The following is a 23,778-nucleotide window of genomic DNA, read 5'->3' as shown; positions in this document are numbered from 1 at the left end:
CGTCAGCAGCCCCTACTCCGGTACTCCAGGTCTTCCGGCTCGGTATGCCCTGGCAGACGATCGATCCCTTCCTGTTCGTCGCACACCACGTCGACGCGTATCCGGCGGGCAACGACGAGCTCGGACCCGACGCGTCGCTCGACGGCCGCCCGATCGGCCAGGACTTCGGCAACCCGGCGGGCTGGAGCATGTACCACGGCACCACCGTCCCAGGATTCCCCGGCCACCCGCACCGCGGCTTCGAGACGGTGACCTTCGTGCGCTCGGGTTTCGTCGACCACTCCGATTCGGTGGGTGCGGCGGCGCGTTTCGGTGAGGGCGACACGCAGTGGCTCACCGCCGGCAACGGGGTCGTCCACAGCGAGATGTTCCCTCTGCTGAACAAGGATTCGGACAATCCGCTCGAGTTGTTCCAGATCTGGCTGAACCTGCCCGCCGAGTCGAAGACCGTCGATCCGCACTTCTCGATGCTGTGGAACGAGGACACCCCCACCGTGACCGTCTCGGACGAGGACGGACGCACCGTCTCCGTCCGCGTCATCGCCGGTGAGCTCGACGACGTGACTCCGCCGCCGCCCCCGCCGAATTCGTGGGCGTCCCGACCCGGCACCGACGTGGCGATCTGGAACATCGACCTGTCGTCCGGTGCGCGCTGGGAACTGCCGGCCGCGCGCGGTGAGCAGACGCAACGGGTCCTGTACGTGTACAACGGTTCTCCCGTGCGGATCGGTGACCGGACGATCGAGTCCGGGCACGGGGTCGTCGTCGACGCGTCGGTGCCGGTGCACCTCACCGGCGGCGACGAGGGCACGCAGATCCTGATGCTGCAGGGTCGCCCGATCGGCGAACCCGTCGTCTCGTACGGCCCGTTCGTGCTCAACGACGAGGCGGGTGTCCGCCAGGCGTTCGAGGACTACCGCCGCACCGGATTCGGCGGATGGCCCTGGGACAGCGACGGTCCCGTGCACGAACGTGACGCCGGCCGGTTCGCGCGGTATCCCGACGAGAAGCTCGAGCAACGCTGACGGCGTGCGCAGATCCTGTCGATTTCCGGCGGGATCTGCGACGAGAACTACTCGTTCGACGGCTGCACATCCGGGACGAGGTACTCGGAGACCTCCATCGACCGGATCTCCCGGGCCTGATCGTCGTCGGGTCCGCTGCCGCGGAAGTCGTCGAGGTGTGCCTGTGACTCCCACCGTTCGTAGATGCAGACGCGGTCGGGCTCGATCAGGTCGGCGGTGACAGCGAAGTCGAGGCAGCCCGGCGCTCTACGGGCGGCCTCGACGACGGACCTGCAGGTCGCCAGATAGAACTCACGCCTGTCGGCGTCGACGGTGAGATGTCCTGCGACGATGATCATGAATTCCCTCCCGTGGTCACTGCCTCGTCGTGGATAGGACCTGCGAACGGGGTCGAACTCATCGCGGCCCGTCGTACCATGCCGGAGTGACCCAGCCCGGATACGATGCCCTCGCGGATCTGTACGTCGAGTTGTTTCCCGATCCGTACCTGACTCCGCTCGAACGCCACACCGTCGCCGCCTTCTCCGAGATGGTGTGCCAGAGCCAGGTGCAGGGTGTCGTGCTGGACGTGGGCTGCGGACCCGGATACGTGGCCGCGGATCTCGCCGACCGCGGACTCGACGTGATCGGCCTCGATCCCAGCACCGAGATGCTGCGCATCGCGCGGGGCGCCTACCCCGCCCTGCGATTCGTGCGGGACGACGCGCGACTCGGGTCCGACGAACTCCGCGGAGTGGTTCCGAGCGCGATCATCGCACGGTGCAGCCTCATCCATGTTCCGCCGTCCGAGATCCCCGGGATCCTCGACGCGTGGTCGGAGCGGGTTCCGTCCGGCGGCGTGGTGCTCATCGCGGGCCAGACCACCGACACCCCCGGCGAAGTGGTGGAGTTCGATCACGCGGTGGCGCCGGCGTGGCGGTGGCACCCGGATCGTCTCGCCGCGGCCCTGTCCGACGCCGGATTCGACGAGGTGTGGCGGACGGTCGGCCGCCCCGACACCGATCATCGCTTCCCCGACGTCCACCTGGCGGCGCGGCGGCGCTGACGGGTCAGGGCGTGAACTGCATCGATTCGTCGACACGCCCGAGCCGCATGGTGGGCAGGTCGAGGAGATAGTTCTGCCGCATCAACCACGGGCTGCGCGCACCCTGTTTGGGCAGAGCACCTTCCGCGCGGTGGATGTACCCGGCGTCGAGACCGAGCAGCGGGCGGGTACACCCGTCGCCCGAATACCTCGGAACCGCCGAACGGTAACCGTTGCGTCGCATGTACCGCAGCAACCGGCAGACGTAGAGGGACGCGAGATCGGCACGCAGGGTCCACGACGCGTTGGTGTAGCCGAGACACATCGCGGCATTGGGCAGGCCGTCGAGCATCATGCCACGGTAGATGAACCGGGCCGAGAGGTCGATCTTCTCCCCGTCGACGACGAACTCGATTCCGCCCGCAGGCACCAGTTGCAGACCCGTCGCGGGGATCAGGATCTCGGCCTCGAGTTCGCGGCCGGACTCGAGGCGGACACTCTTCTCGGTGACGGTGTCGATCCGGTCGGTGACGATCTCGGCCTTCCCGGCGCGCAGGGTGCGGAACAGGTCGGAGTCGGGGACCACGCACAGTCGCTGATCCCACGGGTCGTAGCGCGGTGAGAAGTGGGGATCGACCGGGATCCTGCCGCGTAGGCGACGTTCGGTGAGGGTGCGCAACATGCGTTTCGCGGCCGAGGGGAACCGCTGGCAGAACTGGTAGAAGCCGAGATTGGCTACGACGTTCTTCGTCCGCACTGCGCGGTGGGCCACCCTGTCCGGCAACAGACGTCGAATCCGCGTCGCGATCGGGTCGCGCGCGGGCAGCGACATCACGTAGGTGGGGGAGCGCTGCAGCATCGTCACGTGCTCGGCCTTCTCCGCCAGGGCGGGCACGAGCGTGACGGCCGTGGCGCCACTGCCGATCACCACGATCCTCTTCCCCTCGTAGTCGAGGTTCTCGGGCCAGAACTGCGGATGCACGACCGTGCCCGCGAAGTCCTGCAGACCGGGGATGTCGGGGAGGTAACCCGACTCGTAGCTGTAGTAGCCGCTGCAGAGATAGAGGAAGGAACAGGACATCTCGACGGTTCCCTGCCCGGTCGAGGCACGCACCGTCCACCGGGCGTCCTCCGACGACCAGGATGCATCGATCACCCTGTGGCCGAATCGGATCCGTCGGTCGATGCCGAATTCGGCGGCGGTGTCGCGGATGTACTGCAGGATGTCGGGGCCGTCGGCGATGGACTTCTCGCCCCGCCACGGGCGGAACGGGAAGCCGAGCGTGTACATGTCGCTGTCCGATCGGATCCCCGGATAGCGGAACAGATCCCACGTACCACCGATCGCGTCGCGACTCTCGAGGATGGCGTACCCGAGATCCGGGCACTGTGTCTGCAACCGGTAACCGGCATCGATGCCGGACAATCCGGCTCCCACGATCAGTACGTCGACGTGTTCCACGCGCATCTCCTACCTGTCGGCCCACGCCAGCAGGTCGTCGATCTCCCAGGTGTTGATCACCTGTTCGGGTTCGACACCCCGCTCGACGGCACGTTCGCAACCGTACCCGAGCCAGTCGAGCTGCCCGGGTGCGTGCGCATCGGTGTCGATGGAGAACAGGCAGCCCGTCTCGAGCGCGAGGTCGATGAGACGCGACGGCGGGTCGCGGCGTTCGGGCCGGCAGTTGATCTCGACGGCGGTGTCGTGGTCGCGACATGCGGCGAAGACCTTCTCGGCGTCGAACTTCGACTCGGGACGGTTTCCGCGCCCCCCGGCGACGAGCCGGCCGGTGCAGTGCCCGAGGACGTCGACGTGGGGATTCGCCGCCGCACGCAGCATGCGTTTCGTCATCGCCGACCGGTCGGCCCGCAAGTTCGAGTGCACGCTCGCGACGACGACGTCGAGTTCGGCGAGCAGCCCCTCGTCCTGGTCGAGCGACCCGTCGTCGAGGATGTCAACCTCGATACCCGTGAGAATCCTTGAACCACTGTCGTTCTCGTTGATCTCCGCGACGACGGCGAGCTGCGAGCGCAACCGCTCCGCGGTGAGCCCGTTCGCGACCTTCAGGCGAGGGGAGTGGTCGGTGAGGGCGAAGTACTCGTGCCCGATCATCGTCGACGCGACGCGGTGCATCTCGTCGATCGGGCTGCCGCCGTCGGACCAGTTCGAGTGGGTGTGCAGGTCGCCGCGCAGGGACTCGAGCAGGTCGCGGCCACCGCGCCCGATCGGGTCGGCCTCCTCGCGTAACTGCTCGAGATAGGCGGGCACTTTGTCGAACGACTCCCGGACGACCGTCGCGGTCTTCTTCCCGACGCCCGGTAGATCGGTCCACGAGTCGGTCTTCCGCAGAACCTCCCGCTTGTGGTCGCTCACCTCGGCGAGCACCTCCGCCGCGCGTCGATAGGCCTGCACACGGTAGGTGTCGGCGTGTTCGCGTTCGAGCCAGAAGGCGACTTCGCGGAGTGCGTCGACGGGGTCCACCCCTCCATTGTGGCCGCCGGGCGTCCGTAATCTGGGACGCATGCTCGAATCCGTCCGGTCGTCGTCCCCTCTCGGTGCGGTCTCCGCACTGGTCGTCGGTGCGGTGTCCGCGCTGACACTCGTCTCCGCCCGCGTGGCGTCCGAAGCGAAGGACCTCATGTACGAGGTGGACGGCGCGCCGCCCGCCCCGGTGGTGATCGTGCCGGGCGCGCGGGTGCACGAGGGCCGTCCGATGCGGGTGCTCCGCAGCCGCCTCGACGTCGCGGTCGCGTTGATGGCACGGGGACGGGTGCAAGCCGTGCTCGTCTCGGGCGACGGGGCCGGAACCTCGGGCGACGAGATCGAGGCGATGATCGCGTATCTCGTCGAGCAGGGTGTGAACCGGGAACGGATCGTCGCCGACCCGTACGGTCTCGACACCTACGACACCGCCCGGCGTGCGGTGGCCACCTACGGCGTGCGGCAGGCGCTGATCACGACCCAGGCCTTCCACCTTCCGCGCGCAGTGGCGTTGTGCCGGCGGGCGGGCATCGACATCGCCGGAGTCCGCGCCGCGAACGACGTGCGACTGCGCACGCGGCTGAGGAATCTGGCGCGCGAGTACGTGCTGTCGCGACCCAAGGCGTTCCTCGAACTCCGGTTCCCGCGCGACCCGGCGGTGGAGACCCCTCCGGACGACCGGCTCGCCGAGATCCTGGCCGGTCTCGAGCACGGTGCGGTGGCCGCCCCACCGTCTGCTTCCTAGGCTCGTGATCATGCGCCCCACAGCTCTCGTCACCGGAGGGGGTCGCGGTCTCGGCGCCGCGATCGCCCAGGAACTCGCTCCCACCCACGATCTGCTCCTCGGCGGACGACGTCGCGAGTCGCTCGATGCGATCCTCGAGGAACTGCCCGACGCCACGCCGTGGCCCGTGGACCTGCTCGATCACGTCGCCGTCGCCGCGGCCGCCGCCGACATCGATCGGCTCGACGTGCTCGTCCACAACGCGGGCGTCGCCGAACTGGGCACGATCGCCGACAGCGAGCCCCGGCAGTGGCGCGAGACGTTCGAGGCGAACGTCGTCGCCGTCGTCGCCCTGACGCAGGTGTTGCTACCGGCCCTGCGGGCCGCGAACGGCCACGTGGTGCTCATCAACTCGGGGGCGGGTCTGCGCGCTCGCCCCGGGTGGGGTGCCTACGCCGCGAGCAAGTTCGCACTGCGGGCGTTCGGCGACGCGCTGCGCGAGGAGGAACCCGCACTGCGGGTCACCTCGATCCACCCGGGCCGGATCGACACCGACATGCAACGCGCAATCGTCGCGTCGGAGGGCCGCGAGTACGACCCGTCGCAGTTCCTCAGCCCCGGCACGGTGGCGCGTGCGGTGCGGCAGGTCGTCGAGGCGCCGGTCGACGCCCACCCCACCGAGGTCGTTCTGCGTCCTCGCTGACGACTCGAAAGAGCCGACGGCTCAGAACGGCAGGCGGCTCAGAACGGCAGGGGGATCACGACCGGGGGAGCGCCCGGAATCTGGATCTGGATCTGCGGAGGCGGCGGCGCGGGAGCCCGCGGCGCCGGCGGGGGTGCCGGTGCCGGAGCGGGTTCCGGAGCCGGCGGCGGTGGCGGTGGCGGTGGCGGCGGTTCCGGAGCGGGGGGAGGCGGAGGCGACGGTTCCGGGAGAGGAGGCGGTGGTGGTGCCGCGGCTTCCGGCACCGGATCGCGCCGCGGTGCAGGAACGGGTACCTGCAGCGCCTCGGTCTCCGGGCGGGTTTCCTCCGTGGTCTCCGGTGCGGCCGGAGCCATGGTTTTCGGCAGGGCCTCACCGACCGGCACGGGGACCATCGCGCCGGTCGTGATGTCGATGACCTCCAACTCCCGCACGGCAGTCGCGGCGGGCTGGACGACGAACATCCGCTCGGCGTTCAGTCCGGGCCATTTCGGACCTTCGAGTTCGTCGTTTCCGGTGAGCACCGGCGCGGACAGCGGATTGCCGCGCACGCACCGCACGCGCGGGACACCGAGTTCGTCGACGAGGACGATCGTGCCGCGTTCGAGCAGCGACTGCACGGGCCGCGCCGCACCGTCGCGGTACTCGTGCATGGTCACCCGGGTGTCGGCGCGCAGGAGGACCGCGGTGAGGGTGTCGGTGTAGCCGCGGATGTCGGGCACGCCGAGGACACCGCGCCACGCTTCGGCCTTGTCCGGGTCTTCTTCCAGATGGAGGACGAGGGCTTCGCGGTCGCACAGGGGCCGGTCGAGACTTCCCCCGTAGAGGGCGGGGCGATCACCGGGGACGGCCGGGGTTCCGGCGGTCGCGGTGACCGGGTCGCCGCCGTCCTCGACGACCTCGGGGGGTGGGGGCGGCACCGCGACCGGCACCTGGGGTGGCACGAGACGCGGCGTCCACGGGTCGTCCTGCGCGGTGGCGACATGCAGGTGCACGGGCGTCGTCGTCTCGACCGAACCGCCCGACGAGCAGGCACCCGCCACCAGTGCCGTCAGTGCGAGTGCCAGACCGAATCCACGAACCGTGTCGCTGGCCACGCCGTCATGCTAGGTCGATGATCGCCGGTGAAAGTGCTGTTCGGCGGTTCTCGTCGGTATCCGGATCCCGGAGACGAAGCTCAGGAGAAGCTCGTTCACCTCGTCGCGACGTTCCATCTGCACGAAATGCCCCGCGCCCTCGAGCAGGTGGACGCCGCGCAGATCGGGGACGAAATCACGCATCCGTTCGAGCGCCGACGGTCCCGACATCGCGATGACCGGATCCCGGTCGCCGGCCACGAACAGCGTCGGTACCTGCACTTTCGCACCCTCGTAGGGACGCGACGCCTCCCAGTTCGCGTCGTAGGCGCGGTACCAGGACAGGCCTCCGCGGAATCCGGTGCGGGCGAACTCGGCCGCGTAGTGGGCGAGTTCGTCGTCGGCGAGCCAATCCCACGGCAGGTCGGGAGCGGTGGGCAGCACGTCGAGATATCCGCGTCTCTCGGACGGATGCGACCATGCGTCGCGATAGCGGTATCCGCCGGACCGGCGACGCGGTCCGGATGTCGCAGCGCCGTCGTCCATGCGACGGGCGCACCGAAGTCGTGACCGACGACGACCGCGCTGTCGATGCCGAGGACGTCGAGCAGCCGGACGAGGCGATCGGTGACCGCGACGTTCGTGTACTCCTCGACCTCCCGGGGCCGGCCGGTGCGGCCGTAGCCGGGCATGTCGGGGGCGACGGCACGGTATCCGGCGGCGACGAGCGCCGCGAGCTGGTGCCGGTAGCTATACCCCAGGCCGGGGAAGCCGTGGCACATGACGACCGCGGGTCCGTCGCCCCGATCGTCGATGTTCCACGTGAAACCATCGACCTCGACGATGAGGCTGTCCATCAGGAGGCGGGGACGGTCTGCATGTCCTCCTGGCTCCAGAACGCCCTCATGCTCGTGATCCTCGCGTCGTCGTCGAAGGTCATCACGTCGACGACCTCCATGACCAGATCCTGCTCACCCAGGTGCGTGACCAGGCGGAACACGAATGCGGCGTTGTTCTCCGCGATCTTGAGGGTTATCACCTCACCGGTCTGCGCGAGCGGTTCGACCACTCCGTAGAACTCGCGGATCTCGGCCTCGGTGGCGCGGACCGGCGTGCCGACCGGATCCTCGACCGTAGCGCCCGGTGCGTACAGCGCGAGGACATCGTCGACGGTGCCGGAGGCCACGGACTTCACGTAGTTCTCGACGGTGGTGCGGATCGCGTCCCGACTCGGTGCCATGGGGTCTCCTTCGTTCGAATCGGGAACACGTTTCAATTCGACGGTAGTGGGCCGGATCCGCGGATGCACTCGCGATTCCCACTCGGAAGACCCCCGCGCCGGAGGACGATGACATCGCCATCACCCGGAACGATCGGAGACCCGATGATCGACGCTGTCGCCTTCACCCTCGACGGACACGCCGGTGCTCTCGCAGCCCGCACGTGGGTCGGCGAGGCCCCGCGCTACGTGGCGTTGTTGTGCCACGGTTACGGCGAGCACTGCGGACGCTACGAGTATGTGGCCGCGCACCTCGTCGCCGACGGCGCCGCCGTCTACGCGGTGGACCACATCGGTCACGGTCTCAGCGACGGCGAACGCGTCCTGATCGACGACTTCGAGAAGGTGGTCGACGATTTCCGTCTGCTCGATCTCACGGCGCGACGCGAGCATCCCGACCTGCCGGTCGTGCTCGTCGGACACTCGATGGGTGGCATGATCGCCGCCCGGTACGCGCAGCGATACGGCTCGGAACTGGCCGCGGTCGTCCTGTCCGGCCCGGTCCTCGGCAGGTGGGCGGCCGTCGACGCCCTGCTCACGGCCGAGGAGATCCCCGATACCCCCATCGATCCGTCCACCCTCTCCCGTGATCCCGAGGTGGGTCGCGCCTACGTGGCCGACCCGCTCGTCTGGCACGGCCCGTTCAAGCGCACCACCGTGCAGGCGCTGAAGACCTGCATCGACACGATCACCGCCGCCGGTGCCGTCGACGACGTGCCCGTGTTGTGGTTGCACGGCGAGGACGATCGACTGGTTCCCCTCGACGGCACCGCCACCGGATGGTCGTCGCTGGCAGGTCGCGGGGCGTCGTCGAAGACCTATCCCGAAGCGCGGCACGAGATCTTCAACGAGACGAATCGGGACGAGGTCCTGGGCGATGTCGTCGACTTCGTCGGCGCGCACATCCACCCTCTCGAGACTCTCGAGGATTGAAGCCGACCGCGTCTGGCTACCCCAAGCCATGGGGGCCGTCCCCTTCGTGTCCCGTACGGAAGGAGATGACCGTGGTCGAAGACAACACATCCGACAGGGCTCGCCCTGGTGCATCCGACAGGGCTCGCCCCGGTCCGGCCGACAAGGCACGCCTCGGGTTGAAGCGGACCGTGGTCGGTAAGGCGAAGGAGGTCGCCGGCGCTCTGACCGGCAACGATTCCCTCACCACCGAAGGCCGTCTCGAGCAGGAGCAGGCTCGGCAGACCAGGAAGGCCGACACCCTCTCGCACATGGCCGAGGCCGAGAGCGACGAGGCGGTCGAACAGCTCGACGCCGTCCGCGAGGCCGGACAACAGGAACGCGAGGCCGTGCAGCAGCGGACCGACGCCGTCGAGTCGCAGGCCGAGCGGGAGGCACGGGTCCGCAAACAGGCCGCCGACCTCGAACATCAGGAGAACATCGTCCGAGGGCGATCCGACGCCGCTCGTGAGGCCACAGCCGCCGAACAACAGGCACGTCGCGAGGAGAACGAGCAGGTCACGGATGCCGCCGCAGAGGTCGCGGCCGCCGACGAGGACCACCGACGAGCCTCCCACGACGCCGAACGTGCACGCCTCCAGGCCGAAGAGGAACGCCGCAAGGCCGAAGCCCTCGAACGCACGCTGACCGACGAGCCGGATCGCTGACGAACACCACCGACATTCCCTACCGGAGCTGTACCCCCATCGAAGTTGGAGATGCGCCCATGAACCTCGCCACTCTACCCAAGAGCGTTCTGCGACTGCAGTACAAGATCGCCCGCTTCCCACTGGGATTGATCGAGCAGCAGTTGCGGTTCCTGCCCACCGACGCCCCGCCGCGCCTGATGTACGAGCGGGGGCTGGGCATGCTGGACGGCATCGTCGGCAGCGTGCTCGACGACCAGGAGATCGCCACCCGCGGGGCGCTCGCCACCGAACGCGCCGAGGCGGTGAAGCGCGCGGAGAAACTCGACGCGCAGGCCGCGGCCGAGAAGCGCGCGGCAGACGCCGAACTCCGTCGAACGCGTGAACGTGCCGCTGCCCAGCAGGAAGCCGCGCGACGCGACCGCGAGAACGAAGTCGAGCAGGCCCGGGAGCGTGCGCAGGAACGCGCGAAGCAGGCGGAGAAGGAGGCCGAGCAGAAGAAGGCCGCCGAGACCGCGAAGGCCGACCAGGAGGCCGCCGCGAAGCGCCAGGCCGCCGAGACCGCGAAGAAGAAGGACGAGGAGCGCATCCGCAAGGCCGAGCAGGAGGCCGCCGAGCCCGCCAAGGTCTCCCTCAAGGATGCCGTCGCCAAGCAGCTCGAGGCGAAGGAAGCGGAGGAGCGCGCGCACGATGCGGGCGAGGTCGCCGAGTTCGAGAAGATCGAACACAAGCACCCCTGATCCCGGTTGTAGTCGACGAGACCCCGGTGCATCCTGTGCACCGGGGTCTCGTCCGTCGTAAGCGGTTGCTACTTCACGACATTGACCATCTTGCCGGGAACCACGATCACCTTGCGCGGTGCGGCACCGCCGAGCAGGTCGGCGATCTTCTCGTCCACGAGCGCGGCGGCCTCGATCGCGTGGGGTGCGGCGTCGGCCGGGACGGTGATGCGGCTGCGCACCTTGCCGTTGACCTGGATCGGGTACTCGACGCTGTCCTCGACGAGCCACTTCTCGTCGGCGACCGGGAACGGGCCGTGCGCAAGCGATTCGGTGTGTCCGAGACGCGACCACATCTCCTCGGCGAGGTGCGGGGCGACCGGGCCGAGCATGAGCACGAGCGGTTCGACGGCGCTGCGCGGCGCACCCGACGGGTACTGCTTCGTCAGGTGGTTCGTGTACTCGATGAGCTTGGCGATCGCCGTGTTGTCGCGCAGGTGGGTGAAGTCGTCCGACACACCCGCGACCGTCTTGTTGAGCGCCCGCAGCGTGTCGTCGCCGGGGGTGTCGTCGGTGACGCGCAGCGCGCCACCCTCCTCCTCGACGACGAGACGCCACACGCGCTGCAGGAAGCGGTGCGCGCCGACGACGTCCTTGGTCGCCCACGGACGCGACTGGTCGAGCGGGCCCATCGACATCTCGTAGACGCGCAGGGTGTCGGCGCCGTACTCGTCGAAGATCTGGTCGGGGCTGACGGAGTTCTTGAGCGACTTGCCCATCTTCCCGTACTCGCGAGCGACCTCCTGCTCACCGTCCGGGCCGGTCCAGTAGAACGTGCCGTCGCGCTCGACGACCTCCTCGGCCGGCACGTACACGCCGCGCGAGTCGGTGTAGGCGTAGGCCTGGATGTAACCCTGGTTGAACAGGCGACGGTACGGCTCCGAGGAGGTGACGTACCCGAGGTCGAAGAGCACCTTGTGCCAGAACCGCGCGTACAGCAGGTGCAGCACCGCGTGCTCGACACCGCCGACGTAGAGATCGACGCCACCCGGGTCGTTCGGGCCGTGCAGTTCCGGCCGCGGGCCGGTCCAGTACGCCTCGTTCTCCTTGTCACAGAAGGCTTCCGAGTTGGTGGGGTCGATGTAGCGCAGCTGGTACCACGAGCTGCCGGCCCACTGCGGCATCACGTTGGTGTCGCGCGTGTAGCGCTTCAGGCCGTCGCCGAGATCGAGCTCGACGTTCATCCAATCCACCGCCTTCGCGAGCGGCGGGGACGGTTCGGAATCGGCGTCGTCCGGATCGAAGGAGACCGGCGCGTAATCCTCCACCTCGGGAAGTTCCACGGGCAGAGCGGATTCGGGCAGAGCATGGGCGCGTCCCTGCTCGTCGTAGACGATCGGGAAGGGCTCGCCCCAGTACCGCTGCCGCGCGAACAGCCAGTCGCGCAGCTTGTACTGGATGGTGCCGCGTCCGGCGCCGTCCGCCTCGAGCTTCGCGACGATCGTCTTCTTCGCCTCGGCGACGTCGAGACCGTCGAGCAGGCCGGAGTTCACCAGCACACCGTCGCCGGTGTACGCCTCGGCGGTGACGTCGCCGCCGGAGATGACCTCGCGGATGGGCAGACCGAAGGCGGTCGCGAACTCCCAGTCGCGCTGGTCGTGGCCGGGAACGGCCATGATCGCGCCGGTACCGTAGCCGGTGAGGACGTAGTCGGCGATGAAGATCGGCAGTCGCTCGCCGTTGACCGGGTTCACGGCGTAGGCGCCGAGGAAGACACCGGTCTTCTCCTTCGACTCCTGCCGCTCGAGATCGGACTTCGCGGCGATCGACGCGCGGTAGGCCGCGACCGCGGCAGCCGGATCGGCGGCGCCACCGGTCCAGCGCTGGTCGACGCCCTCGGGCCAGGACGCGGCGACGATCCGGTCGACGAGTTCGTGCTCGGGAGCGAGGGTCACGTAGCTGGCACCGAACAGGGTGTCGGGCCGGGTGGTGAACACCTCGATCGCCGAATCGTGGTCGGCGACGGCGAACTTCACCTGGGCGCCGTGCGAGCGCCCGATCCAGTTGCGCTGCATGGACTTGACCTTGTCGGTCCAGTCCAGATGCTCGAGATCGTCGATCAGGCGGTCGGAGTAGGCGGTGATCCGCATCATCCACTGGCGCAGGTTCTTCCGGAAGACCGGGAAGTTGCCGCGCTCGGAGCGGCCGTCGGCCGTGACCTCCTCGTTGGCGAGCACCGTGCCCAGACCCGGGCACCAGTTGACGAGCGAATCCGACCGGTAGACCAAGCGGTACGAGTCGATGACGTCGGCGCGCTCACCCTCCGACAGCGACGCCCAGTCGCGTCCGTCCTCGAGACGACGCGTGCCGTCGGCGAATTCGGCCTCGAGTTCGGAGATGCGACGCGCCCGGCCGGCCTCGCGGTCGTACCAGGCGTTGTAGATCGTCAGGAAGATCCACTGCGTCCAGCGGTAGAAGTCGACGTCGGTCGTCGCGACCGAGCGACGCTCGTCGTGCCCGAGACCGAGCCGGGAGAGCTGCCGCTTCATGTTCCCGATGTTGGCCTCGGTGGTCGTGCGCGGGTGCGTGCCCGTCTGCACGGCGTACTGCTCGGCCGGCAGACCGAAGGCGTCGTAACCGAGGGTGTGCAGCACGTTGCGGCCCTGCATGCGGTTGAAGCGCGCATACACGTCGGTGGCGATGTACCCGAGCGGGTGCCCCACGTGCAGGCCCGAGCCCGAGGGGTACGGGAACATGTCCTGCACGAACAGCTTGTCGGAGGGCACCTCGCCGGCGAGATCGCCCACCGGATTGGGGGCGTGGAAGGTGCCGCGCTCGCGCCAGAGCTCCTGCCAGCGCTGCTCGATCCGCCCCGCGAGCTCGGCGGTGTACCGATGCTGCGGAGTGCTGCCGGGTTCGTGCTGGGAGGTCTGTTCGGGACGGGTCACGGTGATCACTATCTACTCGGCCGGGCGTGTGAGTGCTCCCACCAGGGTAGAACGTGCCCGCACCCGCGCAGACCGGTGGCACCACCGGCCGCGTATCCTGGTCGGGTGCTCATCGTCGCTGTCCTGCTCTTCGTGCTCGCTCTCGTCGTCGGCGCGGTGGGTGTCGCGGCACTGACCGGCAAGCTCCCGCGCAACCGCTGGGCCGGTGTGCGCACCCCCGACGCGCTGCGTGACGACGCGGCGTTCGCCCTGGCCAACAAGGTTGCCGCACCCAGCATGCTCGGGTCCGCGGTGCTCCTCGCCCTCGGTGGTGTCGCGTCGCTGACGCTGCCCACCGTCGCCGGGATCATCGCAGTCGTCGTCACCGTGGTGGCCGCCCTGATCACCGCCGGAGCCGGCGGATCCGTCGCAGCGCGGGTCGCTGCGGCGACGAAGCCGGAGGAGACAGCCGGCTGCGGTACCTCGTGCGGGGCGTGCAGCCTGCGCGGGGCGTGCGAGCCGACCGCCTGACGGTCCTCCCACCGGCAGTCCTCACGCCCAGCGGCGCTCCCGTGCGTAGCGCGGTGTCCACCAGAACCGGTTGAGCACCCGCACCGGTACCGGGAGACTCTTCAGCACGACGGCCACGCGGTCCTTCGGTGCTCCCTCGAAGAGGTAGGGCAGCATTTCGGAGACCTCGCGCTTGTCCAGTTGCGCGAACGCCCGCATCGAGATGTCGTGCCATTCCTCCTTGGTGATGGATTGTTCGATCAGCGGGAAGGCGTCCCGTTCCTCGTGCGCGAGGTGAGCACCCAGCGACGTGACGAGACCGTCGAGCAGACCGCCGAGCCGCTCGGTCGCCGTCTCCCGGTCGTCGAGCACAGCCTCGATCTCCGCCAACGCCGGGTCGATCACGGAATGCTCGGCCTCCATCGCATCGAGCACCTCCATCGCCCCCGCATCGTGTGCGAGGCGTGGCCGCATGAACGGCCAGACGTAGACGTCCTCGACGGAGTGGTGCGTGTGCAGTTCGGTGCTGAATCCGTGCCAGCCAAGGAGCAGCGCATCGTGCGTGCCGGGATCGGCGGTCCGCCACTTCTGCGCGAAGTCGGCGAGACGTTCGGTGTCCCGGCGTAGAGCGGAGTGGATCAGATGCACGACCTCCAGATCCTCGGCGGACAACGGCGTGGCGTGAGTGGTGGTCATGGCGGGTACCTCGACTTCCGGATGAATGTCCCCGTGTCCATGGAGCCTCGTCGCCGCGTGAGGTGTTCTCAATCCCACATTCGAGGGGGATACTTCGGGATATGCGCTCTGCACAGCGGTTGAGGGCAGGCATCCACGACGCAGCATCCGCGGCTGCGGACGGGGCGCAGTTTCGCGAGTTCGTGATGGATGTGCTCGGCGCTTTCATTCCGTACGACGGTGGTTGTGTCGCACCCGTGGACCCGGCCGTCGGGGTTCCCACCGGCTTCACCACCCGCGGCCTCGACGACCCGGCCGAGGTACTCCGATTGTCGATCGAGTTCGAGTACGGTCCGGACCTCGATCCGGACAGCCTCTACGCGCTCATGCAGCACCGGTCCGGAGTGCGGCGGCTCGAAGAACCCTCCGGCCGCGGACCGGGATACGGCAACAGGCGGTATCTCGAACTCGTGTCGCATCTGGGCATGGGACACGAAGTGCAGCTGGTCTTCCGGGGCGGAGACCGTCGGTGCTGGGGTGTCGGTGATCTGCTCCGCGCGTCGGGCCGAGGTTTCTCCGACGCCGAACTCACGATGCTCGACGACGTTCTCGACGACATCGCGAACGGATTCCGCACCACGTTGATCCGGCACGCATCCGCACGAACACGGAACACGGTCGTCGAGGGCACCGCCTGCGAATGCTCGGGTCCGGCCGTGGTGGTAATCGGGGCGGACGACGAATTCGATTCCGTCACTGCCGCAGCGATGATCTTCTTCGAACGCCTCGGCTGGGAGAGTCCCGCTCGGGGGCGCCCCGGACCGGCGCATGTGATCGCCCGTCAGGTCCGTAGAACACGACCCGTGCCCGCGGATGTGCGTGTCCGCACCCTCGACGGCGAATGGCTCGTACTGCGCGCCGCGATCTTCGACGAGACCGGCCGCGTCGTCATGACCTTCGAGCGGGCACGCCTGCCCGAGATCGTCGCCCTGGTCACCGCCGCCTACGGTCTGACGCCACGCGAATCGGAAGTACTCGTCGAAGTGCTCGCCGGACGGTCTCGCAACGAGATCGCGAGTCGGTTGTTCATCAGCCCGTACACCGTGCAGGACCACCTGAAGAACATCTTCACAAAGACCGGTGTGAACAGCCGGCGCAGCCTCGTCTCGCGACTCGCGTGTACCGAGTACATGCCCCGGTTCGGTGGCGACCTGCGACCCGACGGATGGTTCGACGAGAGCGGAACGAGGACGGCGCCGGTGGAGGCCCGCACCCTAAGCTGACCCCATGACGACGCGTCAGGTCGACCCCGTCGGTGCGCTGCTCGGACTGGCCGTTCCGTTGCTGTGTGCCGTGGCCGTACTCGTGCTCACCCGCTCGTGGATCCCACGATTGCCCGAGGAGATCGCCACGCACTGGTCGGGCACGACACCCGATTCGTTCGGACCACCCATGACCTCGGCGTGGACCGCCGCCCTGCTGATCGTGCTCGTCGGGGGAGGGTGCTGCGCGATCGCCGCGATCGCGCAGGCGCAACTGCTCATGCGTCGCTACATGCTCGCGATCGGTCTCGGGGTCACCGGCACGATCACCGCACTGTTCCTGGCCGGTCTCGCGGGGCAGCTCGACACGACCGACGCCACGCAGGCCGCGTTGGAGGGCTGGCCGGCGGTGCTCGGCATGTGGGTGGGTATCGCGGTGGGCTGGTTCGGGGGACGGCTCCTGCGCGACGGTCGGGAGCGGAAGGCGGCGACCGCCGCTCCGGATCCGGCGCTGCCGCGCGGTCGTGCCGAACTGCCGATCGTCGAGCAGGTGGGCACCGGTGTGGGCACGACGGCGGGACTGTCGCTGCTCGTCCTGATCCCCGCGCTCGTCGTGTGCGGTGCGACGCAGAGCTGGTGGCCGCTGGGTTTGATCGCGCCCGTCGCTCTGCTCGTGCTGGGTCTGCTCCGCTACACCGTGGTGGTCGACGCGGACGGGATCCGGGTGTCGAATCTGGCCACCGACGCGCTCGGATACGACCTCGACGAGATCGTCGGGGCGAAGGTCACCGAGACCCGCCCGTTCCAGGACTGGGGCGGCTGGGGCCTGCGGGCCAAGGGCGGCAAGCGGTACGGCCTGGTCACGCGCACCGGGCCTGCCGTCGTGGTGACCACGGCCTCGGGACACGAATTCACCGTGACCGCAACGAGGGCCGAGGAGATGGCCGGCGCGCTCAACACTCTCGCCGACGCCCGCTGACCGGTCCCGGTCGCCCGAGGGGGGCTCAGTTGCGCTCGACCTCGATGGGGTGCGTCGCGAGCAACGCCATCGGCAGCGGCTGCCGGCGCAGCACCCTCGCCCACACGTCGAGGTGCGCGGGGGCGAGCACATCGGTGGGCAGTGCCGAGACCACCATCCAGTCGTCGTTGCGTAGTTCGCCGTCGAGCTGACCTGCGCTCCACCCCGCGTATCCCGCGAAGATCCGCACACCCTCGACGTAGTGGGCGATGTGCCCGGGATCGACATCGAGGTCGATCATCACCACTCGGCCGTCGACGTGGCGGATGCCGGGGACGTCGGTGATGTCGGCCCCCACCCGCAGCGTGCCGAGGCACAGCGCCGAACTGCGGTGGACGGGACCGCCTACGAACAGGGTCTTCGGTTCGGCGGCGAGCCACGACCATTGCGGCAGCATGGCGTCGACGGAGGTGTCGCTGATGCGGTTCAGGACGACACCGAAGCTGCCGGCATCGGTGTGCTCGATGATGTAGACGACGGTGCGGCGGAAGGTCGGCTCGGTGAGATCGGTGGCGGAGACGAGCAGGCTTCCGGCCCGCACCCTGGGTGTCGAGGGTGCGGTGCGGTCCTCGGGTTCGTCCTGATGCTGCGCCACGTCAGCCATTCTGTCACCGCCGTCACCGGCGCGTGGGGTGGAACCCGACGGTCTGTGCCAACAGGGCGAGATGATGTTCGAACAGGACCTCGCGGTCCGGAAAAGTGTCGGGGCCGTACTGCCCGAAGACCTCGAAGCTCACGGACCCGAACAACGACGGCCACACCCAGAGACCGCGTGCCAGTACGGAATCCGGGGCCGTGAGGGAGAACTCGTCCCGGATCCGGCCCAGCGGTTCCCCCAGGCTCTCCGGAGGTGGGGCAGCGGCCGTGTCGTCCAATACACCCGCGGCGTGGGCCTCGTCCACGATCCGGGCCAGTCGCAGGACCACGCGGATACCGGGTGCGGTGGTGCGCTCGGCCGGGGCAGCGTAACCGGGCACCGGACTGCCGAACAGCAACCCGTAGCGGGCCGGTTCGGCCAGCGCCCACGAGCGCACCGCCCGGCCGAGGGTGAGAAACCGTTCGCGGTGATCGGAGGGGTCGACTGCGTCGACGGCACGGTCGACACTGTCGCCGAGTTCGTCGTAGGCGTCGACGACGAGCAGGGTGAGCAGCTCGTCGCGGCTCGAGACGTAGCGGTAGACGGCGGAGGAGACGACGCCCAGGTCTCGGGCGACGGCACGCAGCGACAGCGCCGCCGCTCCGTGGGTGCCGAGATGCTCGCGGCCGATCCGGAGGATGTCGGCCATCGTCTGTGCGCGTGCGCGCGCCCGTGGTGTCGTCACCGGACCATTCTGCCGTCGAACAGAGAGCACCGTCAACAAATGAGAGCACTGCTCTTGACAAGCACGGCTGCACGGAGGATCGTCGACGTCATCAGAGAGCAGTGCTCACACTTTTCCGAAGCGAGGAATCATGTCGCATCTCCAGGTGGTCGCAGGAGCCGGACCCGTCGGCTGGACCGTCGCCGAACAGATTGCCGCACAAGGACATCGCGTGCGCGTTCTCACCCGATCGGGCAGTGGACCGGAAGGCGCGGGCATCGAACGCCTGCGTGTCGACGTCACGGATCCCGAGGCCGTGGCCGCAGCACTCGTCGACGAAGACGGACTTGTTGCCGACGCGGTGTACATGTGCGTCCACGGGTCGGCCTACCGCGCCGACGTGTGGGCACGCGAACTCCCCGTCGCCGAGCGGGTCGTTCTCGACGCCGCCGCGAACCTGTCGGAGAAGACGGTCGTCGTCTTCCCCGAGAGCCTCTACTCGTACAGCGAACCCGACCGGGTCATGACCGAGGACTCGCCCCGCGAGGCCGACACCGGCAAGCGCGGGGTCCGACGGCAGCTCCTCGCCGCCCGGGCAGCGCATCGCGCACCGACGGTGAGCGTGGTCGCGTCGGACTTCTTCGGTCCGCGGGTACTGAACGCGATGGCCGGCGAACGCATGGTGCCCACCGTGCTCGCCGGGAAGAAGGTGCGGGTGCTCGGCTCGGCCGACGTCCCGCATTCGTTCACCTACGTTCCCGACCTGGCCGCGGCGATGATCGCGGCAGCGGGGGAGCCGACCGTGTGGAACACCGTGATCCACGCACCCACCGGACCGGCCGTGGCACAGCGCGAGATCGCCACCGCCTTCACGCGGACGGCCGGCCTGCCCGCGCCCGCGGTGGGGACGATCCCGTCCTGGCTGGTGCGGGCCGGCGGCCACGTGAACCGGGACATGAAGGAATTCGCCGAGATGCTCTACCAGTTCGATGCCCCGTTCGTCATGGACTCGACCCGCACCGAACAGGTACTCGGCCTGTCGCCCACCCCGCTCGACGAGGCGGCCGCCCGCACCGTCGAATGGTGGCGGAGCCGATAGTGTCGTGCTTGTGCGAGACTCCGGGCAGCAGTCCAGGCAGCGGGCGTGGCGATCGACCGCAACCGCCCTGCGGAACTCGCCGGGTCTCGTACGACTGACCGGAGTGCGGTTCGCGAGCCAGTTCGGTGACGGACTGTTCCAGGCCGCACTCGGCGGGGCGATCCTGTTCAACCCCGAACGTCACACCGACCCGGTGACGATCGCGGCAGGCTTCGCGGTGCTGCTGTTGCCGTACTCGGTGATCGGTCCGTTCGCCGGCGCCCTGCTCGACCGGTGGGACCGGCGCCTCGTCCTCGTCTGGGCCAACCTGCTCCGCGGAGTGTTCATCGCGGCAGCGGCGGCCGTGTTGCTCCTCGGGGGACCGCAGACCCCACTCATGCTGCTCGCGCTCGCCGCCATCGGTGTGAGCAGATTCGTCCTGGCGGGCGTCTCGGCCTCGCTCCCACACGTGGTCGCCCAGTCGTGGCTCGTCCCGGTCAATTCCGTTCTGGCGACGGTCGGTTCGGGTGTCTCGGCGGTCGGGGCCGCCACGGCGGTCGCGACCATAGGATTCGTGGGCGCGGGCGACACTGGCTCCGGGACGGCCGTCCTCCTCGGAGTGAGCGGTTCGCTCGTCGGTGCGGTCGCCGCAGCGGGATTCGCCGCGAATGCCCTCGGCCCCGAGGGAATACGTCCCCGGGCCGTGATCCCCACCGTCCTGTCGGGTCTGCGGACCGGTGCAGGAGCCGTCCTCGAAGCTCCTGGCGTGACGATCGCGATGCTCGGAATCGGCGCGCACCGCATCGTGTTCGGCATCGACACGCTCATCATGGTGCTCGTCCTGCGTGCCGAGGAGAATGGCTCCGACCTGCTCGCGGGATTCTCCGGATTCGGTGTCGCGGTCGCCTGCACCGCCACCGGCATGCTCCTCGCAGCGGTGCTCGCACCGATCCTGATCCCGCGGCTGGGCCGGCCGTGCACCGTCACCGTCGGGTTGATCGCCGCCGCGATCGTGCAGTTCGCGTTCGTCACCACCGTGTCGGCCGGACCGTTGCTCGTCGCGGCCTTTCTGCTCGGCCTCGCCGGTCAGACCATCAAACTCACCGGCGACGCCGCGATGCAGATCGATATCGACGACGCGCGCCGAGGTCAGGTCTTCGCGCTGCAGGACACCGTCTTCAACATCGCCTTCCTCGGCGCGATCGTCGTGGCGGCCTTCGTCATCGACCCCGACGGACGCACACCCGAGCTGGCCGTCGCAGGTGGGGTCGTCTACCTGATCGGGCTCGTCGCCGTGCTCGTCGTGCGCCGCACGCGGCAGTAGCGATCACGTGCGCAGCGCGGCCGGATGGATCCCCACCTCCGTGGCCTTGACGACGAACCATACGGAGTCACCCGGATGGACGTCGAGGTCGGCGAGTGCCGCCGTCGTGATCTCCGCGGCGATACCCGTATCCGATCGCACGAGCACCGACGAACCCTGCGCCTCGAGTTCCGCGATCCTCACCCTCAGGGCGTTGCGCGGGCTCCCGTGCGGGGCCTCGGTGTAGACGGCGACCGCCGACGGCGCGAAGACGGCGACGGCGGCCGTACCCGGGACGCAGTCGTCGTGGACGCGGCCGTGGACGAGACCGTCCGCGGATTCCAGCGCCTCAGCTCGCACGATGCCGGTGACGAGATTGCTCCCCGCGATGCGGGCGGCGAAGGCACTGCGCGGCCGGGTCAGCACCCCGCGCACCGGCCCGTCCTCGACGATCCGCCCGGCCTCGATCACGATCACCCGATCGGCGAGAGCGAGCACGTCGAGCGGGTCGTGGGTGACGAGCAGGCCCGTGCGTCCACTGTCGCGCAGGACGCGTCGCAGCAACGACCGCAACACCGGTGTCGCGGTGACGTCGAGCGCGGCCATCGGCTCGTCGAGCAACAGCAGGTGCGGTTCGGCCGCGAGGGCACGTGCGAGTGCGACCCGTTGCGCCTGCCCACCCGATAACTCGTGCGGACGACGATCGGCGAGTGCTGCGGCATCGACCTCCTGCAGCCACCTCTCGGCGCGCACACGGGCCTCACGCCGACCCGCACCCGCACTGCGCGGTGCGAACTCGACGTTGTCCGCGACCGTCAGGTGCGGGAAGAGCAGCGCCTGCTGGGCGAGCAGCACCACCGACCGGTCGTGCGGAGCGACGGTGACGCCGGTCGCGGTATCGGTGAGGACGCGACCGTCGAGTTCCACGCGACCCGCATCGGGACGCAGCAGACCGGAGACCACTCCCAGCAGCGTCGACTTGCCGGCTCCGTTGGGGCCGAGCACCGCGACGATCTCACCCTGCGCGACCTCGAGGTCGACGTCGACGTCGCGTGCGGCGACCCGGGCCCGCACCGTCAGGCTCACAGCGGGCGGTCCTTCCGCCGCGAGTACACGGCCACGACGATCACGACGGCCACCAGGATCAACACGAGCGACAGCGCGACGGCGGCATCGGGATCGGTTTCCCGCTGCAGATAGATCTCGAGCGGCAGCGTGCGCGTCACACCCTGGAGGCTGCCGGCGAAGGTGAGGGTCGCGCCGAATTCGCCCAGTGCGCGGGCGAATGCGAGTACCGAACCGGAGACCAGGCCGGGCAGCACGAGGGGCAGGGTGATGCGCCGGAAGACCGTCGTGGGACGCGCACCGAGTGTCGCCGCGACGTCCTCGTAGCGTGAACCCGCACTGCGCAGCGCACCTTCGAGACTCGTGACGAGGAAGGGCAGTGCGACGAAGGTCTGCGCGAGCACGACCGCGGTGGTGGTGAAGGCGATGTGGATCCCGAGCGCATCGAGGTGCTCACCGATCAGTCCGCGACGACCGAAGGTGTAGAGCAGGGCGATACCGCCCACGACCGGGGGCAGCACGAGCGGCAGCAGGACGAACCCGCGGATCACCGATATCCACCGGAAGCTACTGCGCGCCAGCACCATTGCGAGAGGAACGCCGAGCAGGATGCACAGGATCGTGGCGGCCGCGGAGGTACGCAGGCTCAGGACGAGCGCGTCGAGGGACGCCGGGGATGTCACCAGCGAGGGGAAGGTCGTCCAGTCGACGGTGAGCAGCATCGACACCAGGGGCACGACGACGAACAGCAACCCGAGTGCCGCGGGAACGAACAACCACCGGGGCAGTCCCGTCGCGGTCACGGTGCACCGAATCCTGCGTCGGCCAGGACGGCACGACCGCCCGTGCCGGTGACGAAGCGCACGAAGGCGTCGGCGCGACCGGGATTTCGGGAATTCGACAATGGTGCAACGGGATAGATGTTGACGATCTCCGCGGCTTCCGGGACGGGGACGACGGTGACCTTCTCGCCGGCCCCCCTCGCGTCCGTGACGTAGACCAGACCGGCGTCGGCCTGACCGGAGGTGACCTTGCCGAGCACGTCGGTCACCGACGATTCCTCGGACACCGGCGCGAGCTCGACACCGGCGGTCTCCTCGAGTCGCTCGGTGGCCGCCCCGCACGGCACCTGGGGCGCGCACACGACCACCGAGAGACCGTCGCCGGTGAGATCGTCGAACGAGGTGACGTTCTTCGGGTTCCCCGGTTCGGTGACGATCGTGAGCGTGTTGGTCGCGAACGGGATCGGCTCACCGGCAACGAGTCCGGCCGCGACGGCGGTGTCCATCGTCCGGGTGTCGGCGGAGGCGAAGACGTCGGCGGGTGCCCCCTGCTCGAGTTGGGTCTCGAGATCGGACGAGCCGGCGAACGAGAATTCCACCGTCACTCCGGGGTTCGCCTCCTCGAATCGTTCGGCGATCTCGGTGAACGGCGCCCGGAGCGAGGCCGCCGCATAGACGGTGAGGACATCCGAGCCACCGCCGGTGCCGCACGACGTCAGTGCCGCAGCGGTGAGACCGGCAGCGAACGCGGCGAGCGCCCGGCGCCTCATCCGTCCCCTCCGGATGTCTCGACGATGACGGTGGTCGCCTTGACGACGGCCACCCCGATGCTGCCCGGCTCGAGACCGAGTTCGTTCACGGCCTCGGTGCTCATGAGCGAGACGATGCGGTGCGGACCGCACTGCATCTCCACCTGCGACATGACGGTGTCGGAGACGACGCGCGTGACCAGCCCGACGAAGCGATTGCGAGCGGAGCTGCCCACCCCGAGCGGATCGGGACCGGCGTCGGCCTGAGCGCGGGCGAACTCCGCCAGCTCGCGACCGTCGACTGTCTTGCGTCCGGCGGAATCCTTGCCGGCGCGCAGCAGCCCCTGGTCGATCCAGCGACGGACCGTGTCGTCGCTGACCCCCAGCAGCGACGCGGCGTCGCGGATCCGGAGGGCGGTCACGCGTGTCTCCGCAGATGCGTCATGAACGCTACGTTATATCCGCATCTGCGGACCGGCAA

Annotated in this window: 25 protein-coding genes and 1 pseudogene; 12 read left to right on the top strand and 14 right to left on the bottom strand. The window is 69.0% G+C overall.

Annotation, left to right across the window (positions count from 1 at the left end):
* The first annotated feature begins 44 nt into the window (after positions 1 to 44).
* Positions 45 to 1,025 carry a pirin family protein gene (locus M3330_RS11965; protein WP_006550864.1) on the top strand — a complete coding sequence of 327 codons (981 nt, stop codon included), beginning with the start codon at positions 45 to 47 and terminating at the stop codon, positions 1,023 to 1,025.
* A 47-nt stretch (positions 1,026 to 1,072) separates the two neighbouring features.
* On the opposite strand, the gene M3330_RS11960 is transcribed toward M3330_RS11965, so the two are convergent.
* Positions 1,073 to 1,363: a putative quinol monooxygenase gene (locus M3330_RS11960; RefSeq protein ID WP_006550865.1), complete on the bottom strand. Its 291-nt coding sequence runs from the start codon at positions 1,361 to 1,363 to the stop codon at positions 1,073 to 1,075.
* An 86-nt stretch (positions 1,364 to 1,449) separates the two neighbouring features.
* Between M3330_RS11960 and M3330_RS11955 the strand changes: the two genes are divergently transcribed.
* Positions 1,450 to 2,070, top strand: coding sequence for a trans-aconitate 2-methyltransferase (locus M3330_RS11955; protein WP_019290506.1), 621 nt, complete (start codon positions 1,450 to 1,452; stop codon positions 2,068 to 2,070).
* A gap of 4 nt (positions 2,071 to 2,074) precedes the next feature.
* Here M3330_RS11955 and M3330_RS11950 read toward each other — a convergent pair whose 3' ends face one another.
* Together M3330_RS11950 and M3330_RS11945 are read right to left on the bottom strand one after the other, a co-directional pair.
* Positions 2,075 to 3,517 carry an NAD(P)/FAD-dependent oxidoreductase gene (locus M3330_RS11950; protein ID WP_019290505.1) on the bottom strand — a complete coding sequence of 481 codons (1,443 nt, stop codon included), beginning with the start codon at positions 3,515 to 3,517 and terminating at the stop codon, positions 2,075 to 2,077.
* A 3-nt stretch (positions 3,518 to 3,520) separates the two neighbouring features.
* The gene (locus tag M3330_RS11945; protein ID WP_019290504.1) at positions 3,521 to 4,531 is read right to left on the bottom strand and encodes a PHP domain-containing protein; all 1,011 of its coding nucleotides are present in this window, start codon (positions 4,529 to 4,531) and stop codon (positions 3,521 to 3,523) included.
* A 40-nt stretch (positions 4,532 to 4,571) separates the two neighbouring features.
* Here M3330_RS11945 and M3330_RS11940 point away from each other — a divergent pair, with 40 nt between their 5' ends.
* A complete protein-coding gene (locus M3330_RS11940; RefSeq protein ID WP_006550869.1) occupies positions 4,572 to 5,276 on the top strand; it encodes a vancomycin high temperature exclusion protein in 705 nt (234 codons plus the stop codon).
* 10 nt (positions 5,277 to 5,286) lie between these two features.
* Positions 5,287 to 5,958: an SDR family oxidoreductase gene (locus M3330_RS11935; protein ID WP_255024870.1), complete on the top strand. Its 672-nt coding sequence runs from the start codon at positions 5,287 to 5,289 to the stop codon at positions 5,956 to 5,958.
* 38 nt (positions 5,959 to 5,996) lie between these two features.
* Here M3330_RS11935 and M3330_RS11930 read toward each other — a convergent pair whose 3' ends face one another.
* The 3 genes and pseudogenes from M3330_RS11930 to M3330_RS11920 form a co-directional block, all read right to left on the bottom strand.
* Entirely contained in the window at positions 5,997 to 7,052 is a 1,056-nt protein-coding gene (locus M3330_RS11930) for a DUF6777 domain-containing protein (protein ID WP_255024869.1), read from the bottom strand.
* 9 nt (positions 7,053 to 7,061) lie between these two features.
* A pseudogene (locus M3330_RS11925) lies at positions 7,062 to 7,888 on the bottom strand (alpha/beta fold hydrolase).
* Positions 7,888 to 8,271, bottom strand: coding sequence for a nuclear transport factor 2 family protein (locus M3330_RS11920; RefSeq protein WP_006550872.1), 384 nt, complete (start codon positions 8,269 to 8,271; stop codon positions 7,888 to 7,890). Before M3330_RS11920 ends, M3330_RS11925 begins: the two are co-directional and overlap by 1 nt.
* Before the next feature lie 144 nt (positions 8,272 to 8,415).
* Here M3330_RS11920 and M3330_RS11915 point away from each other — a divergent pair, with 144 nt between their 5' ends.
* The 3 genes from M3330_RS11915 to M3330_RS11905 all read left to right on the top strand — a co-directional run bounded on the left by M3330_RS11915 (position 8,416) and on the right by M3330_RS11905 (position 10,648).
* The gene (locus M3330_RS11915; protein ID WP_019290501.1) at positions 8,416 to 9,243 is read left to right on the top strand and encodes an alpha/beta hydrolase; all 828 of its coding nucleotides are present in this window, start codon (positions 8,416 to 8,418) and stop codon (positions 9,241 to 9,243) included.
* Positions 9,244 to 9,308: 65 nt separating this feature from the next.
* The gene (locus M3330_RS11910; RefSeq protein WP_039584419.1) at positions 9,309 to 9,929 is read left to right on the top strand and encodes a general stress protein CsbD; all 621 of its coding nucleotides are present in this window, start codon (positions 9,309 to 9,311) and stop codon (positions 9,927 to 9,929) included.
* A 59-nt stretch (positions 9,930 to 9,988) separates the two neighbouring features.
* Positions 9,989 to 10,648: a hypothetical protein gene (locus tag M3330_RS11905; RefSeq protein ID WP_019290499.1), complete on the top strand. Its 660-nt coding sequence runs from the start codon at positions 9,989 to 9,991 to the stop codon at positions 10,646 to 10,648.
* A gap of 68 nt (positions 10,649 to 10,716) precedes the next feature.
* On the opposite strand, the gene leuS is transcribed toward M3330_RS11905, so the two are convergent.
* Complete coding sequence (gene leuS, locus M3330_RS11900; RefSeq protein ID WP_006550876.1) at positions 10,717 to 13,584, bottom strand: leucine--tRNA ligase; 2,868 nt, start codon at positions 13,582 to 13,584, stop codon at positions 10,717 to 10,719.
* A 96-nt stretch (positions 13,585 to 13,680) separates the two neighbouring features.
* On the opposite strand from leuS, the gene M3330_RS11895 reads away from it, so the two are divergent.
* Positions 13,681 to 14,085: an SdpI family protein gene (locus tag M3330_RS11895; RefSeq protein ID WP_255024865.1), complete on the top strand. Its 405-nt coding sequence runs from the start codon at positions 13,681 to 13,683 to the stop codon at positions 14,083 to 14,085.
* Between the two features lie 21 nt (positions 14,086 to 14,106).
* Here M3330_RS11895 and M3330_RS11890 read toward each other — a convergent pair whose 3' ends face one another.
* Positions 14,107 to 14,760, bottom strand: a complete 654-nt coding sequence (locus M3330_RS11890) for a hemerythrin domain-containing protein (protein WP_006550878.1) — start codon at positions 14,758 to 14,760, stop codon at positions 14,107 to 14,109.
* 101 nt (positions 14,761 to 14,861) lie between these two features.
* Here M3330_RS11890 and M3330_RS11885 point away from each other — a divergent pair, with 101 nt between their 5' ends.
* Positions 14,862 to 16,022 carry a LuxR family transcriptional regulator gene (locus tag M3330_RS11885; protein ID WP_255024862.1) on the top strand — a complete coding sequence of 387 codons (1,161 nt, stop codon included), beginning with the start codon at positions 14,862 to 14,864 and terminating at the stop codon, positions 16,020 to 16,022.
* Positions 16,023 to 16,026: 4 nt separating this feature from the next.
* Complete coding sequence (locus M3330_RS11880; RefSeq protein WP_064256054.1) at positions 16,027 to 16,980, top strand: DUF1648 domain-containing protein; 954 nt, start codon at positions 16,027 to 16,029, stop codon at positions 16,978 to 16,980.
* 25 nt (positions 16,981 to 17,005) lie between these two features.
* On the opposite strand, the gene M3330_RS11875 is transcribed toward M3330_RS11880, so the two are convergent.
* Together M3330_RS11875 and M3330_RS11870 are read right to left on the bottom strand one after the other, a co-directional pair.
* A complete protein-coding gene (locus tag M3330_RS11875) occupies positions 17,006 to 17,623 on the bottom strand; it encodes a YqgE/AlgH family protein (RefSeq protein WP_019290494.1) in 618 nt (205 codons plus the stop codon).
* A gap of 13 nt (positions 17,624 to 17,636) precedes the next feature.
* Positions 17,637 to 18,305, bottom strand: coding sequence for a TetR/AcrR family transcriptional regulator (locus M3330_RS11870; RefSeq protein ID WP_019290493.1), 669 nt, complete (start codon positions 18,303 to 18,305; stop codon positions 17,637 to 17,639).
* A gap of 166 nt (positions 18,306 to 18,471) precedes the next feature.
* On the opposite strand from M3330_RS11870, the gene M3330_RS11865 reads away from it, so the two are divergent.
* Together M3330_RS11865 and M3330_RS11860 are read left to right on the top strand one after the other, a co-directional pair.
* Positions 18,472 to 19,419: an NAD-dependent epimerase/dehydratase family protein gene (locus tag M3330_RS11865; RefSeq protein ID WP_255024858.1), complete on the top strand. Its 948-nt coding sequence runs from the start codon at positions 18,472 to 18,474 to the stop codon at positions 19,417 to 19,419.
* Positions 19,420 to 19,429: 10 nt separating this feature from the next.
* Positions 19,430 to 20,722, top strand: coding sequence for an MFS transporter (locus M3330_RS11860; RefSeq protein WP_255024857.1), 1,293 nt, complete (start codon positions 19,430 to 19,432; stop codon positions 20,720 to 20,722).
* A gap of 3 nt (positions 20,723 to 20,725) precedes the next feature.
* Here M3330_RS11860 and M3330_RS11855 read toward each other — a convergent pair whose 3' ends face one another.
* The 4 genes from M3330_RS11855 to M3330_RS11840 are packed head-to-tail and all read right to left on the bottom strand — an operon-like array spanning position 20,726 to position 23,719.
* Positions 20,726 to 21,787: a sulfate/molybdate ABC transporter ATP-binding protein gene (locus tag M3330_RS11855; protein ID WP_255024856.1), complete on the bottom strand. Its 1,062-nt coding sequence runs from the start codon at positions 21,785 to 21,787 to the stop codon at positions 20,726 to 20,728.
* On the bottom strand, positions 21,784 to 22,569 hold the full coding sequence (locus tag M3330_RS11850; RefSeq protein WP_033098065.1) for an ABC transporter permease: 786 nt from the start codon (positions 22,567 to 22,569) through the stop codon (positions 21,784 to 21,786). Before M3330_RS11850 ends, M3330_RS11855 begins: the two co-directional genes overlap by 4 nt.
* Positions 22,566 to 23,318: a molybdate ABC transporter substrate-binding protein gene (modA, locus tag M3330_RS11845; RefSeq protein WP_255024855.1), complete on the bottom strand. Its 753-nt coding sequence runs from the start codon at positions 23,316 to 23,318 to the stop codon at positions 22,566 to 22,568. Before modA ends, M3330_RS11850 begins: the two co-directional genes overlap by 4 nt.
* Entirely contained in the window at positions 23,315 to 23,719 is a 405-nt protein-coding gene (locus M3330_RS11840) for a molybdopterin-binding protein (RefSeq protein ID WP_255024854.1), read from the bottom strand. Before M3330_RS11840 ends, modA begins: the two co-directional genes overlap by 4 nt.
* Positions 23,720 to 23,778: the final 59 nt, after the last annotated feature.

It is taken from the genome of Rhodococcus sp. GA1 (genome assembly GCF_024321955.1).
GTDB lineage: Bacteria > Actinomycetota > Actinomycetes > Mycobacteriales > Mycobacteriaceae > Rhodococcus > Rhodococcus pyridinivorans.
The sequence above is the reverse complement of the archived record's forward strand: the minus strand, read 5'-3'. Positions and strand labels throughout refer to the sequence as shown.

Bases quoted from the DNA above. Each gene is read 5' to 3' on its own strand.
- M3330_RS11960 (WP_006550865.1), bottom strand. From the start codon at position 1,363: ATGATCATCGTCGCAGGACATCTCACCGTCGACGCCGACAGGCGTGAG.
- M3330_RS11965 (WP_006550864.1), top strand. From the start codon at position 45: ATGCCCTGGCAGACGATCGATCCCTTCCTGTTCGTCGCACACCACGTC.
- M3330_RS11915 (WP_019290501.1), top strand. From the start codon at position 8,416: ATGATCGACGCTGTCGCCTTCACCCTCGACGGACACGCCGGTGCTCTC.
- M3330_RS11890 (WP_006550878.1), bottom strand. From the start codon at position 14,760: ATGACCACCACTCACGCCACGCCGTTGTCCGCCGAGGATCTGGAGGTC.
- M3330_RS11905 (WP_019290499.1), top strand. From the start codon at position 9,989: ATGAACCTCGCCACTCTACCCAAGAGCGTTCTGCGACTGCAGTACAAG.
- M3330_RS11940 (WP_006550869.1), top strand. From the start codon at position 4,572: ATGCTCGAATCCGTCCGGTCGTCGTCCCCTCTCGGTGCGGTCTCCGCA.
- M3330_RS11910 (WP_039584419.1), top strand. From the start codon at position 9,309: ATGACCGTGGTCGAAGACAACACATCCGACAGGGCTCGCCCTGGTGCA.
- M3330_RS11920 (WP_006550872.1), bottom strand. From the start codon at position 8,271: ATGGCACCGAGTCGGGACGCGATCCGCACCACCGTCGAGAACTACGTG.
- M3330_RS11935 (WP_255024870.1), top strand. From the start codon at position 5,287: ATGCGCCCCACAGCTCTCGTCACCGGAGGGGGTCGCGGTCTCGGCGCC.
- M3330_RS11885 (WP_255024862.1), top strand. From the start codon at position 14,862: ATGCGCTCTGCACAGCGGTTGAGGGCAGGCATCCACGACGCAGCATCC.
- M3330_RS11875 (WP_019290494.1), bottom strand. From the start codon at position 17,623: ATGGCTGACGTGGCGCAGCATCAGGACGAACCCGAGGACCGCACCGCA.
- M3330_RS11870 (WP_019290493.1), bottom strand. From the start codon at position 18,305: ATGGCCGACATCCTCCGGATCGGCCGCGAGCATCTCGGCACCCACGGA.
- M3330_RS11950 (WP_019290505.1), bottom strand. From the start codon at position 3,517: ATGCGCGTGGAACACGTCGACGTACTGATCGTGGGAGCCGGATTGTCC.
- M3330_RS11880 (WP_064256054.1), top strand. From the start codon at position 16,027: ATGACGACGCGTCAGGTCGACCCCGTCGGTGCGCTGCTCGGACTGGCC.
- M3330_RS11865 (WP_255024858.1), top strand. From the start codon at position 18,472: ATGTCGCATCTCCAGGTGGTCGCAGGAGCCGGACCCGTCGGCTGGACC.
- modA (WP_255024855.1), bottom strand. From the start codon at position 23,318: ATGAGGCGCCGGGCGCTCGCCGCGTTCGCTGCCGGTCTCACCGCTGCG.